Below are 12,050 nucleotides of genomic sequence, written 5' to 3' on the forward strand. Positions count from 1 at the left end.
CTTCCACCTCGCCTGACCCGGACCTGACCACGGCGGACCTCGTCGGAGGCTAGCGGACGAATGGTCTCACTGGTCCAGGGCGTCGTCAGCGGCAGTCTGGTGGGGAACCTGATCCGGTTCGACGACACCGAGCCGACCGGCCTGGTAGTCCTCGAACGCCTGCAGGATCTCGGCCTTGGTGTTCATGACGAACGGCCCGTACCGGGCGATCGGCTCGCGGATCGGCAGTCCGCCGATGAGGAGCACCTCCCAGCCAGTACGACCGTGGTAGTCCTGACGGTCAGCCGCCCGGAGAGCCAGTGCGTCGCCCGGGCCGAAGACAGCGAGCTGCCCCTCGTCGACCGGGCGGCTCTCCGGGCCGACGGTGCCGCGACCAGCCAGGACGTACGCCAGGGCGTTGAAGTCTGCCGGCCACAACGTGGTCAGCTCGGATCCGGGCGCCAGGGTGGCGTGGACGTAGCTGATCGGTGTCCAGGTCACGCCCGGGCCCTTGTGGTCGCCGAACTCGCCGGCGATCACGCGGAGCAGAGCACCTCCGTCGTGGCTGGACAGCAGCGTCACGTCACCGGCCCCGATGTCCTGGTAGCGAGGTGGTGTCCACTTCAGCGACCGCGGCAGGTTGACCCAGAGCTGGACCCCGTGGAAGAGCCCGCCTTTGGCCACGAACTCCTGCGGTGGCAGCTCGGAGTGCAGGATGCCGCTCCCGGCCGTCATCCACTGCGTCGCGCCTTCGGTGAGCAGGCCGCCGCCACCGGTGGAGTCCTTGTGCTCGAACGCTCCGTCGAGCATGTACGTCACGGTCTCGAAGCCACGGTGCGGGTGCCACGGCGCCCCCTTGGCCTCCCCCGGGCCGTACTCCACCGCTCCCATGTGGTCGAGCAGCAGGAACGGATCCGCCAGAGACAGGTCCATACCCGGGAACGGCCGGCGTACGACGAACCCCTCGCCCTCGGTCTGGCGGTGCGCGGTGATGACCTTGCGGACCGCCCGGATCCGCGCCTCGGCCGGCGGCAGGGCCAGTCGCGGAAGGGTCAGAGTGTCAGCGGTGACAGCAGGCATGACCAGGGCTCCTCACCATCGGGTGGCCGATGCGTCCCGATGCGTACCGTGTAGCCGCCCCGGCCGGGGCGATATTCCGAACCGGACCGTCGGTAGTCTTGCCGGACAGAATGAGTGCTGACCAGCGGCAGGACGGCGCCGCCCCACCGTCCGAGGCGACGCTCCAGTGGGTGCGGGAGGTCGTGGGACCGGGGAGCATCGTCGCGTCCGTACGCCTGATGAGCGTCGATTCGACGACCCTCCATGCCCTGGATGTGATGAGCGCGACCGGCGTCCTGCATTACCTGACGCTCCGGCGCTTCCATCACCTCGACCGCCTCCGCAGCGACCCGTGGTATCTCCCTCCGAACGAAGCCACCGTTCTGGGACTTCTGGGCAGCACCGACGTCCCGGCACCTCGGCTGCTCGGCGCGGACACCGGGCCGACCATGTGCGACGTGCCCACCCTGCTGACCACACGGCTGCCGGGCGTACCTCCCCAGAGCTCGAAGGATCCCGCGGTGCTCGTCGGCCTCGCGGAGACCCTTACCGCCATTCACCGCGTCGACCTGCCGGTCGTGAAGGCGCTGCCGCCGTACCGGCCGTACTACGACCCACAGCTGGACGGGCACCGCCGACCGCCGGTCTGGTCGCGGAACTTCCAGCTGTGGGACCGGGTGTTCGGCGTGCTGGCCAGTGGACCTCCGCCGGCGACGATGGGCTTCATCCATCGCGACTACCACCCTGGGCAGACCCTGTGGGACGGTGAGCGGCTGGTGGGCGTGGTCGACTGGACGACCGGCTGCCTCGGCCCGCGTGGCATCGACCTGGCCCGGATGCGACTGAACCTTGCCGGCCGCTACGGCGCGGAGGTGGCCGACCACTTCCTTGCGACCTACCACGCGGCCGGCGGAGTCGACGGGCACCATCCGTACTGGGACCTCCTCGACGCCGCCGACGGGATCCTCAACCTGCCCGAGCCCACGAACCCCGAGACCCGGATGAAGTACGCCCGCTTCGAAGAATGGGTCGAGCGCACCCTCGCCTACCTGTGAGCTCCGCGTACCTGTCAGCCTGTCGGTATGGACCTCTCACGCACGTTTCGCTGGCGGGGACGCACCATCGCCTGGGACTGCCTCGGTTCGGGCCCGGCGGTGGTGATGTGCCATGGAACTCCGTGGTCGTCGAAACTCTGGGCCCCCTTCGCCCATGCCCTCAGCCGAGAGTTCACGGTCTACCTCTGGGACATGCCCGGCTACGGGCAATCGTCAATGCGGCCGGAGCATGACGTCGACCTCGGAACCCAAGCCGCATAGTTGTCCGATCTTCTGCGGCACTGGGATCTCCAGGCGCCTCACCTGGTCGCTCACGACTACGGCGGCGCGGTGTCGTTGCGGACGCACCTCGTCCATGCTGCCGCGTTCGCCTCGCTGGCACTGGTCGATGTCGTCGCGCTGCGTCCATGGGGATCGGAGTTCTTCCAGCTCGTCGCGCAGAACGCGGAGATATTCGCGGCCCAGCCGGACGCCGTCCACCAGGGTGCGCTGGAGGCGTACATCTCCGGCGCCAGCCACCGGGGGCTGACCGCGGAGCAGCTGGACACCTTGACCTCACCCTGGTTGTCGGCCGACGGCAAGCGTGCGTTCTACCGGCAGATCGCCCAGGCTGATGAGCGCTTCACCGACGAGATCCAGGACCGCTACTCCGAGATCGCCCTTCCGGTCAAGGTCATCTGAGGACGCGAGGACGCGTGGATACCGGTCGACCGGGCGCGGCGACTGGCCCAGCTGATCCCAGGCTCGGATCTGGAGATCATCGATGGCGCAGGGCATCTCATCCAGTACGACGCTCCGGTGCACCTCGCCGTCGCACTGCATCACTGGCTTGCCGGCGTAAGCAGAGCATCTGATCACGTCTTGGACGGAGCCTTAGAGCACCCGAGCATCCCCTAACGTGAGCACCTGGGTGCGATGGAGTTCGCGGTAGAGGCCGTCGCGTGCGACCAGATAGGCGTGCGTACCCGTCTCGACGACCCGCCCGGCGTCGAGGACCACGATCTGGTCCGCGCGGCGCACGGTCGACAGCCGGTGGGCGATGACGAGGGACGTACGCCCGGCGAGGACGACCTCGAGCGCGCGTTGCACAGCGTGCTCCGTGGCCGTGTCGAGATGTGCGGTGGCCTCATCGAGGATGACGATCCGCGGGTTCCGCAGCAGCACGCGGGCGATCGCCAGTCGCTGCTTCTCTCCCCCGGAGAATCGGTGGCCGCGCTCGCCGACCACGGTGTCGTAGCCGTCCGGCAGCGACCCGATGAGGTCGTGGACGCACGCCGATTCGCAGGCCGCGACGAGCTCCTCGTCGGTCGCGTCCGGCTTCGCATAGCGCAGGTTGTCGCGTACGGACTCATGGAAGAAGTGGGCGTCCTGCGTCACTACGCCGACATTCGCGGCCAGTGTCGCGAGCGGATAGTCGCGCACATCGGCGCCGTCGATGCGTATCGCACCGCGGGAGACGTCGTAGAGCCGCGCGACCAGCATGCAGAGGGTGGTTTTGCCCGCGCCGGAAGGGCCAACGAGTGCCGTCATGGTCCCGGCAGGTAGGCCGATACTGACGTCTCGGAGCGCCCAGGACTCGGGCTCGACAGCGCGGGCACCGCTCGCCGGAGCCTCGGGCTCCTCCGAGACTAGTGACTGGACGAGGATGGCATCCCGTCCCGCGTGCCGGAACCACAGGCCGTCGATCTCCACCGCGCCTTGCACCACGTCAGGCCCGCTCCCTACGTGCGGACGCTCGGTGATCTCGAGCGGTGCGTCGACCACCTCGAAAACCCGCTCGAAGGACACCAGGGCGCTCTGGAGGTTCATGCGGGCCGAGGCAAGATCCATCAATGGGGCATACGCGCGTTGAGCATAGGCCGCAAGGGCTACGACGGTCCCGATCGTCAGCGGGCCGGACACCACCAGCAGCGAGCCTGACCAGTAGACGGCCGCGACACCGAGGAACCCGACGAGTGCGACTCCGGTCCCGACGAGGAGCGCCAGCATGTTGACGCCGATGTTGTTGCGCCGAAGCGCCGCCGTCCGCGCCCCGAAGCTCGCCGACTCCCGGTCGTACCCCCCGAACAGCTTCACGAGTAGGGCACCACTCACGTTGAGGCGCTCCGCCGCGAAGGCGTTCATACCGCCGAACAGGTCCATCTGCTCGCGCACCAGAGATCGCATCCGGGGCCCGATCCGCCTCGACGCCAGGAGGAATAACGGCACGAGGACCAGCGCGGCCAGCGTGACCTGCCAGCTCAGCACCACCATCGCGCCAAGCGTGAATGCGATGATGAGCACGTCCGCGGCGATCGATCCGACGCTGCCCGTGTAGAGGTGTCCGGTGAACATCTGTTGGGCGTTCAGGACATCCGTGTTGAGCCGGCTCTGCACCGCCCCGGTCTTCGCATGCACGAAGAACGACAACGGCAGTCGCTGGAGATGGTCGAAGAGCACCTGGCGGAGGTCACGGATGATGCCGGTGCCGATGAGGGTGCCCAGGTAGCCACCGAGGAGGAGCATTCCCGCGGAGGCGAGATACGCGAGGACCGCGAGCCCGACCAGCAGGTTGACCAACGGCACGTCGCCCCGTGGGATGGCCGCGTCGAGAAGTTCCCGGAAGATCAGCGGTGGGATCATGCCCGCGGCCGCCGAGGCGGCGAGCAGGAGTGCGTACGTCCCGAGGCGCCACCGGTACGGTCGGACGAAGCGCACCACCCGGCGCAGCGTCCCCGTGGTATCGCCTGGCCCGCCCGTCAGGTGGTAGCCGCCTACCAGCTTGGTGAGAGACATCAGTCGGGACCGACTCTCAGCGCTGCTTCTTCTGGAAGTCGGCCAGCGCCTCGATGACCTTGTTGCGCGCCATCTCGGCGTCGAGTCCGCGGGCGAGCAGGATCTGCATCGCTATGGCATCGGGCTGGTCGTACATCGCGAGCAGGAGGTGTTCTGTGCCGATGTAGTTGTGGCCCAGCTTCAGGGCTTCGGCGAGCGTGGCCGCCAGGGCGCCTTTGGCCCGGGGCGTCCACGGCGGATCGTTGTCAGTCGATCCCGGTCCGCGGCCCGTGCGAGCGATGATCTCCGCCTCAACGTCGTCGCGGCTGATCCCTGCATCGAGGAGGATCGTGCCCGCGATGCCTTCCGGCTCGGCGTAGAACGCCAGGAGCAGGTGTTCGGTGCCGATATAGGTATGACCGAGCGCCACCGCAGCCGGCCGTGCGGCGTCGACCGTCCGCCTCGCCCGGGTCGTGAATCGCTCGAACGTCGGTGCGCCCTCGCCGATGAAGAGGTTCGCGCCGGCGAAGCGCTTGTGGACGGCCTGTTTGGTGACGCCGAGGACGTTGCTGATCTCGGTCCACGACCGGCCACTGCCCCGCGCCCGTTCGACGAAGTGGCCGAGGACCGCGTCTCCCGTCTCGCTGAGTTCGGCCACCACGGCACGGGCGGCGGCGAGCTGGTCGAGCACATCGTCGCTGGCGGCGTCCGTGCGTACGGTCTCGATGAGTTCGTGGAGGCTGGGTGCAGGCGCCATAGGGTCAACCCTAGGTTGACTCACTCCCGGGCGTCAACCCTAGGTTGATGCTTGAGCGTTCGTGAATCCGCTCCTTAAGGGAAACAATCGCGAAACACAACCCGATCTTGAAAGGAGGGACAGGGCGGCGACGAACCGGCATACTTCCGCCCGTGCCAGTGACGCCCTCCCGCCGCCACTACCCGTTTCTCGACCATCCGGGCCCGCTTGCGTTCGCTCACCGTGGCGGCGCGCGCTATGCCCCCAATGTCGGTATCGAGAACTCCATGGCCGCGTTCGCCAACGCCATCGAACTCGGCTACCGGTACCTCGAGACCGACGTCCACGCGACCGCCGACGGAGTCCTCGTCGCCTTCCACGACGACACGCTCGACCGCGTCACGGACCGCGCCGGAAAGATCGCCGACCTGCCGTACGCAGAGGTGGCGAAGGCGCGGATCGGGGGCCGCGAACCCATCCCCACCCTCGAGGAGGTCCTCGGCACCTGGCCCGAGATCCGCGTCAACGTCGACGTCAAGGAGGAGAACGCGATCCGGCCCCTGGCCGAGGCGGTCGTCAAGACGGTCGCCCACGACCGGGTGTGTGTCTCGTCCTTCTCCGGTCACCGCGTCAACGCCGTACACCGCCTGCTGGGCCCCCGCGTCGTGACCGGGATGACCCCGATCGGCGTGGCACTGCTCGCTTTGCCGCTCCCGCACCCCCTCGGCCGGATGCTGATCTCGCGTGCTCCCTGCGTCCAGGTCCCGGTCGGCTACGCCGGCATCCGCCTCGTGACACCTGCCTTCGTCGAGCGCGCACACGCCCTCGGCAAGCAGGTCCACGTCTGGACGATCGACAACGCCGACCAGATGAACGCCCTCCTCGACATCGGCGTCGACGGCCTCATCACCGACCGGATCGATACCTTGCGTGAGGTTCTCACCAGTCGCGGGCAATGGGCGGGATGAGCGATCCCATGACGACCACACCGGTGTCCTACCCGGACGAGGTGGAGCGGCGCCGCGAGCAGCGGGCGTGGTACTTCTACGACTGGGCCAACTCTGCCTACGTCACGACGGTGCTGACGGTGCTGTTCAGCCCGTACCTCGCGTCCGTCGCGGAGACCGCCGCCTGTGGCGCCGCCGGCACACCAGAGCGCCCGTGCACGGTGGACCTCCGCCTCCTCGGCATTCCGATCTCGCCCGGCTCGTTACCGCTGTACGTCATCACGGCCACCACGCTGTTGTCCGCCCTGGCGCTCCCGATCGTCGGTGCCATCACGGACCGGTCACACCACAAGAAGCGGATCCTCGGCGCGTTCGCCTGGCTCGGCGCGGGTGCAGCGTCGTCGATGGTGTTCGTCGCCGGTACGAACTGGCAGCTCGGCGTTCTCCTGCTCTTCGTCGGCAACCTCTGTCTCGCCTCGTCGATCGTCGTGTACGACGCGATCCTGTGCGACATCGCCACCCCCGACGAACGCGACCGGGTGTCCTCGCGCGGATGGGCGCTCGGCTACCTCGGGGGCGGCCTGCTCCTCGTGATCAACCTGGCCCTGGTGCAGGGACACACGCTTCTCGGGCTCTCCACCACGTCGGCCGTCCGCCTCAGCTTGTTGTCGGCCGGGCTTTGGTGGGCGGGTTTCACCTTCGTTCCCTTCCTCCGGTTGCGGGACCGGCCGCCGATCGCGGTCGTTCCCGAACCCGGTGGTGTCGCCCGGCAGAGCCTGGGGCAGCTCTTCACCACCCTGCGCGAGGCGCGGGCCTATCCCATGACGCTGCTGTTCCTCGTGGCGTACCTCTTCTTCAACGACGGCGTCCAGACCGTCATCTACGCGTCGTCCATCTACAGCGCCAGCCAGCTCGGCCTCGGGCAGAGTGTGCTCATCGCCACGATCCTGCTCGTGCAGTTCGTGGCATTCGGTGGGGCACTGCTGTTCGGGCGCCTGGCCGCCCGCTGGGGCAGCCGTCGTTGCATCCTCGCGGCCCTGTGGGTGTGGGTCGGTGTCGTGGTCGCCGCGTACTTCCTGCCGGTGCGACAGGTCGCCCCCGTACTGGTTCTGGGCGTGTTCATCGGCATCGTGCTCGGCGGCACCCAGGCCCTGTCCCGCTCGCTCTACAGCCAGTTCGTCCCGAAGGGCAGGGAGGCGGAGTACTTCAGCCTGTACCAAGCCGCAGAACGTGGGACCAGCTGGTTCGGCACCCTGGTCTTCGGGCTCGTCCACCAGCTCACCCATTCGTACCGGCCGGCGATCATCGCGCTGGTGTTCTTCTTCGTCGTCGGGTTCGTCCTGCTGCTCAGGGTCGATCCACGGCGGGCGATCAGGGACGCCGGCAACGAACTCCCGAAGGTCATCTGAGGAGAACTCTGCGTGCCGATGTGGGCGTCTCGGGCCAGTCACGCTACGGTCATAGGCGCTACTAGCAGTGAGGCACGGGAGACGCTGCGGTTCGCCGGAACAGGAGCGGGGAATCCTGGCCGGGGGCCCAGACGTTATGCCCACTGAGCCCGCAGAGCGATGGAATTGCCGTGCCCTGGCTGCGGCGCTCGGCCCGAACAACGATGGAGGGGGATGGAGAGCTTATGTCGGAGCGTGCACTACGAGGCTCCCGGCTCGGTGCGGCGAGCTATGAGGATGATCGGGAGATTGCCCCAGCGCCACGCCAGCTGGTCGCGTATGACTGCCCACATTCCCACCACTTCGAGTTGCCACTCGCCGCTGACGCCGAGGTCCCTCCGGTGTGGGAGTGCCCACGGTGCGGGGGCGAGGCCATCCGGGTCGACGGTGATCGACCCGAACCCAAGCACGTGAAGCCACCCCGGACGCACTGGGACATGCTCCTCGAACGCCGCAGCATCGACGAGCTCGAGGTTCTTCTGTCCGAGCGGCTCGAACTCCTGCGTTCGGGTCAGATCGGGCCCGACCACCTGCACCGGGAAGAAGCCGACAAGTCCTCGAAGCCCAAGGCGCCGCGCCAACGCCGTCGCACCGCCTGACTGGATCCCCTGGTACGAGCCGCGTCGCCTCCGGGTGACGCGGCTCGGCCATGTCCGGCCACGCGTGGAGCTTGGCCCGTCGGTATCAGCTCCGATCGTCGCGGTCGACGACCTCGCCCGGGATGGTCACTCCCCGGTCCCTCGGCCTCGGCTGCCCGGGTGGATAGGGCATTCCGGGCATCCCACCGAGATGGCCACCGCGTTGCACCTGACGGGCGAGCTGGCGCCCCAGGAGCCAGGTGGCCGCTCGTCGGGCGAGTGGGCGGGTGGGCGGCATGATCAGGAAGAGGCCGGCGAGGTCGGAGACGAACCCGGGAGTCACCATCAGGACACCGCCCACCAGCACCAGTCCCCCGTCGAGCAGCTCACGGTCGGGTAGCCGGCCGGCCGCCGTCGCGGCCGTCAAGGCCCGCCACGCTCGCCGACCTTCCCTGCGGATCAGCCAGGAACCGAGCACGCTGACGGCGATCAGCAGCGCGATCGTCCACCAGGCGCCGATGACCTGGCCGACCTGGATGAGGATGTAGATCTCCAACAGCGGCACGGCGATGAACGCGGCGAGCAGCAGCAGGCGGAGTCGCATCAGATGCCCGCCTTCCGCTTGCCCGAGACCAGCTCACGGACCTGACGCACGCGGTGCCGGACACCCCACACAGTCACCCGGCGGAACGACTCGATCAAGACATTGGTGTCCATCTTGCTCGTTCCGTACTCACGCTCGCTGAACACGATCGGCACCTCGCTCACCCGGAAGCCGGCCAGGTAGGCCCGCCAGGCCAGATCGATCTGGAAGCAGTAGCCCTGTGACGCGACCTGGTCGAGATCGATTCCCTGCAGCGTAGCTCGGCGGAAGACCCGGAATCCCGACGTCGCGTCGCGGAGCCGCAGTCCCAGCGCCATTCGTGCGTAGACGTTGCCGGACCGCGACAGCAGCTGGCGGCCTCGCGACCAGTTCTCGATCCGGCCGCCCGGCACCCACCGGGACCCGATCACCAGATCGGCCTCGTGCAGTGCCCGTAGCAGGTTCGCAAGCGCCTCGGGGTGATGGGAGCCGTCGGAGTCCATCTCACAGAGCACGTCGTAGCCGTGGTCGAGACCCCAGCGGAAGCTCTCCAGGTAGGCGGTGCCAAGGCCCTCCTTGCGGGCACGGTGCAGCACCCGTAGGTGATCATCGGTCTCGGCGAGGCGGTCGGCGAGTTGGCCGGTGCCGTCGGGCGAGGCGTCGTCGGCGATCAGCACCTCCACTTCGGGCGCGGCCGCGCGGAGGCGCTTCACCATCCGTTCGAGATTGTCGATCTCGTTGTAGGTCGGCAGGACGACCAGGATCCGACCGAGATCGGTGTACGGCTTCTCCCCCGCGTCGCTCATCGGCCCCCCTCGGCGTCGCCCCCTGAGCCAGCACCGCCGGCCGCCGTTTCCACCCGCCGCGTCCTGCGACTGCGGGCAACGGCGACCACCACGGCCCCAAAGCCGACGATAGCGGCCAGGCGCTCGGGTGCAGGGCCCAAGCGCGCAGCAAGGGTCGGGCTGGTCCGCAGCGGGACCCGCTCGACGTAGGTCTGCCGGGTCGCCTCCCGCGACTTCGCGACCACGGTGCCGTCGGGCGAGATCACCCCGCTGATGCCGCTCGGCGAGGCGACCAGGGTCGCTTTGCCGTATTCGATCGACCGCAGCCGGGTGATCGCGAACTGCTGCTGTGGCTGCCCCGTCCCGAGATAGGTGGAGTTGTTGGTCTGGACGACCAGCAGCTGGGAGTCGGCCCGCGCGACCTCGCCCACGATTCCGTCGTACGCGATCTCGAAGCAGATCACCTCGGCGATGTCGTAGCCGGCGATCGTCATCAGACCTGGATCACTGCCGGCGAAGGTGTCGCGGCCGACCATCTGGAGGCGGTCGATGTAGGGCAGGAGGAGCTGACGGAAGGGGATGTACTCCCCGAACGGGACCGGATGCTGCTTGACGTAGGTCTCCCCCGGGCCGGTGTCTGGATCCCACACCACGCCGGTCGTCCGTCGGTAGTCATCGCCGGGTCCATTGAGGATCGCGCCGACGAGGACCGGCACTCCCGCGGCGGCGACGGCCTGCTCCACGATCGAGCCGGTGGTCGGGTCGGCGAAGGGGTCGATGTCGGTGGAGTTCTCCGGCCATACGACAAACTCCGGTTTCGGTACCTTTCCGGCCGCTACGTCGCGCATGAGCTCTTCGGTGGCCGCGAGGTGGTTTCGGGTGACCGTGCGAGCCCGGCCGAGGAACTCCATCCCACGGGCCGGCACATTGCCCTGGACGACCGCGACGGTGGCCGTGCCCTGGCCGGAAGTCGGAAGGGGTACGAGAAGGCCGCCCAGCGCCAACGCCACCACGGCGAGGCCCGCTCCGGCCCGGGTGAGAACCCGGCTCGAGCGCGCCAGGAGCGCCCAGGCCAGCAGGTTTCCGGCCAATGCCACGACGAACGACACGAAAGCGACGCCGCCGAGACTCGCATAGGCCGCCATCGGAGTGCTGTCCAGGGCGAACGCCAGACGTCCCCAGGGGAAGCCACCCAGGGGAATGGACCCCCGGGCCAGCTCGACCGCCACCCACAGGGCAGCCACCCACACGGGCCAGCCGCGCAGCCGGGTCACCAGGGCGATGCCGGCGCCGAGCGCGGCGACGAAAACCGCCTCGATCAGGCTGAGAGCCACCCATCCGTCGAGGCCGATCACCCGGATCCACTGGAGCAGGACGGCGAAGAATCCCACGCCGAACCCGAGACCCACCAGCGCGGCCGTCCGCAACCGGAGCCCCTTGCAGGCCAGCGTGAGTGCGCCCACGGCCAGGGGGGTGATCCACGCCCAGCCGAGCGGCGGGAACGCGACAGCGAGAGCGACACCGGACCCGGTGGCGAGCAGGAGGCGGAGCCAGGTCGGCACCACGGTGGCCGTGTCACTTTGTGGAGTGCTCGCGGCAGCGACCGGAGGTGCGGCGCCACCGCTCGCCGAAGGCTCGACGAGTCCGTCCTCGACCCTCAACGCCACCGTCCCTTTCGTGAGGTGTGCCCGCGGTCCGTACAACGCACGGGTGCACACACTGGTGCCCGCTCTGGTGCCGGTCCGCCGTGACTTCTACGGTCGTCTTGCCCGGGCTCGGCGTCCAATGATCGCACCAACCCGGGAAACCTCGATCAACTGAGGGCGGCGGTGGCGCCCACCGGGGCTCTGCACTCTGCACACGCTCTGGTCAGACTCCGGAGCGGTGGAACGGGTTCCAGGACGAAAAGTCCACCAAAGACGGAACGGCCCGCTCACCCTTCGGACCGACCCGCGACGCGTAGGCTGCGCGCCATGAGCCGTTGTCTACTGGGCAGCGGACCGTTCCGTGGCCACCCCACCGCACGAGACGGAGGCCCCGAGCATTCACGTGGTACGAGAACTGGCTACGGACTCCTCACGCGAGAGCCAAGGCGACGCCCCGAGCCGAGTTGACCTGCGGTGGAC

At 68.5% G+C, this 12,050-nt stretch carries 12 protein-coding genes; 6 read left to right on the plus strand and 6 right to left on the minus strand.

Annotation, left to right across the window (positions count from 1 at the left end; genetic code table 11):
* Positions 1-66: 66 nt before the first annotated feature.
* Positions 67-1,059, minus strand: coding sequence for a pirin family protein (locus ABN028_RS22115; RefSeq protein WP_349697948.1), 993 nt, complete (start codon positions 1,057-1,059; stop codon positions 67-69).
* Positions 1,060-1,169: 110 nt separating this feature from the next.
* Between ABN028_RS22115 and ABN028_RS22120 the strand changes: the two genes are divergently transcribed.
* The 3 genes from ABN028_RS22120 to ABN028_RS22125 all read left to right on the plus strand — a co-directional run bounded on the left by ABN028_RS22120 (position 1,170) and on the right by ABN028_RS22125 (position 2,774).
* Positions 1,170-2,093 (plus strand): phosphotransferase family protein, encoded by a 924-nt coding sequence (locus ABN028_RS22120; RefSeq protein ID WP_349328585.1) that lies wholly within the window; start codon positions 1,170-1,172, stop codon positions 2,091-2,093.
* 105 nt (positions 2,094-2,198) lie between these two features.
* On the plus strand, positions 2,199-2,354 hold the full coding sequence (locus tag ABN028_RS35445) for an alpha/beta fold hydrolase (RefSeq protein ID WP_502879200.1): 156 nt from the start codon (positions 2,199-2,201) through the stop codon (positions 2,352-2,354).
* Positions 2,355-2,774 carry an alpha/beta fold hydrolase gene (locus ABN028_RS22125; protein WP_349697949.1) on the plus strand — a complete coding sequence of 140 codons (420 nt, stop codon included), beginning with the start codon at positions 2,355-2,357 and terminating at the stop codon, positions 2,772-2,774.
* 192 nt (positions 2,775-2,966) lie between these two features.
* On the opposite strand, the gene ABN028_RS22130 is transcribed toward ABN028_RS22125, so the two are convergent.
* Both ABN028_RS22130 and ABN028_RS22135 read right to left on the minus strand, forming a co-directional pair.
* Positions 2,967-4,868, minus strand: a complete 1,902-nt coding sequence (locus tag ABN028_RS22130) for an ABC transporter ATP-binding protein (protein WP_349697950.1) — start codon at positions 4,866-4,868, stop codon at positions 2,967-2,969.
* Between the two features lie 16 nt (positions 4,869-4,884).
* Positions 4,885-5,604, minus strand: a complete 720-nt coding sequence (locus ABN028_RS22135) for a Clp protease N-terminal domain-containing protein (RefSeq protein ID WP_349697951.1) — start codon at positions 5,602-5,604, stop codon at positions 4,885-4,887.
* 152 nt (positions 5,605-5,756) lie between these two features.
* Here ABN028_RS22135 and ABN028_RS22140 point away from each other — a divergent pair, with 152 nt between their 5' ends.
* The 3 genes from ABN028_RS22140 (at position 5,757) to ABN028_RS22150 (ending at position 8,577) form a co-directional block, all read left to right on the plus strand.
* The gene (locus ABN028_RS22140; protein WP_349328582.1) at positions 5,757-6,551 is read left to right on the plus strand and encodes a glycerophosphodiester phosphodiesterase family protein; all 795 of its coding nucleotides are present in this window, start codon (positions 5,757-5,759) and stop codon (positions 6,549-6,551) included.
* 8 nt (positions 6,552-6,559) lie between these two features.
* Positions 6,560-7,939 carry an MFS transporter gene (locus ABN028_RS22145; protein WP_349697952.1) on the plus strand — a complete coding sequence of 460 codons (1,380 nt, stop codon included), beginning with the start codon at positions 6,560-6,562 and terminating at the stop codon, positions 7,937-7,939.
* A 224-nt stretch (positions 7,940-8,163) separates the two neighbouring features.
* On the plus strand, positions 8,164-8,577 hold the full coding sequence (locus ABN028_RS22150) for an RNA polymerase-binding protein RbpA (protein WP_349328580.1): 414 nt from the start codon (positions 8,164-8,166) through the stop codon (positions 8,575-8,577).
* An 85-nt stretch (positions 8,578-8,662) separates the two neighbouring features.
* On the opposite strand, the gene ABN028_RS22155 is transcribed toward ABN028_RS22150, so the two are convergent.
* Genes ABN028_RS22155 through lnt form a run of 3 tightly spaced genes read right to left on the minus strand, consistent with a single transcriptional unit; the run spans position 8,663 to position 11,591 of the window.
* Complete coding sequence (locus ABN028_RS22155; protein WP_349328579.1) at positions 8,663-9,160, minus strand: FxsA family protein; 498 nt, start codon at positions 9,158-9,160, stop codon at positions 8,663-8,665.
* On the minus strand, positions 9,160-9,945 hold the full coding sequence (locus tag ABN028_RS22160) for a polyprenol monophosphomannose synthase (protein WP_349697953.1): 786 nt from the start codon (positions 9,943-9,945) through the stop codon (positions 9,160-9,162). Before ABN028_RS22160 ends, ABN028_RS22155 begins: the two co-directional genes overlap by 1 nt.
* Positions 9,942-11,591 (minus strand): apolipoprotein N-acyltransferase, encoded by a 1,650-nt coding sequence (gene lnt, locus ABN028_RS22165; RefSeq protein ID WP_349328575.1) that lies wholly within the window; start codon positions 11,589-11,591, stop codon positions 9,942-9,944. The genes ABN028_RS22160 and lnt overlap by 4 nt, the downstream gene beginning before the upstream one ends.
* Positions 11,592-12,050 lie beyond the last annotated feature (459 nt).

It is taken from the genome of Actinopolymorpha sp. B17G11 (assembly GCF_040196095.1).
In the GTDB taxonomy this organism is placed as follows: domain Bacteria; phylum Actinomycetota; class Actinomycetes; order Propionibacteriales; family Actinopolymorphaceae; genus Thermasporomyces.

What these genes read in the sequence shown, in the direction of transcription:
- ABN028_RS22150 (WP_349328580.1), top strand. Translation starts at nt 8,164, where the DNA reads ATGTCGGAGCGTGCACTACGAGGCTCCCGGCTCGGTGCGGCGAGCTAT.
- ABN028_RS22135 (WP_349697951.1), bottom strand. Translation starts at nt 5,604, where the DNA reads ATGGCGCCTGCACCCAGCCTCCACGAACTCATCGAGACCGTACGCACG.
- ABN028_RS35445 (WP_502879200.1), top strand. Translation starts at nt 2,199, where the DNA reads ATGTGCCATGGAACTCCGTGGTCGTCGAAACTCTGGGCCCCCTTCGCC.
- ABN028_RS22120 (WP_349328585.1), top strand. Translation starts at nt 1,170, where the DNA reads ATGAGTGCTGACCAGCGGCAGGACGGCGCCGCCCCACCGTCCGAGGCG.
- ABN028_RS22130 (WP_349697950.1), bottom strand. Translation starts at nt 4,868, where the DNA reads ATGTCTCTCACCAAGCTGGTAGGCGGCTACCACCTGACGGGCGGGCCA.
- ABN028_RS22160 (WP_349697953.1), bottom strand. Translation starts at nt 9,945, where the DNA reads ATGAGCGACGCGGGGGAGAAGCCGTACACCGATCTCGGTCGGATCCTG.
- ABN028_RS22155 (WP_349328579.1), bottom strand. Translation starts at nt 9,160, where the DNA reads ATGCGACTCCGCCTGCTGCTGCTCGCCGCGTTCATCGCCGTGCCGCTG.
- ABN028_RS22145 (WP_349697952.1), top strand. Translation starts at nt 6,560, where the DNA reads ATGACGACCACACCGGTGTCCTACCCGGACGAGGTGGAGCGGCGCCGC.
- ABN028_RS22115 (WP_349697948.1), bottom strand. Translation starts at nt 1,059, where the DNA reads ATGCCTGCTGTCACCGCTGACACTCTGACCCTTCCGCGACTGGCCCTG.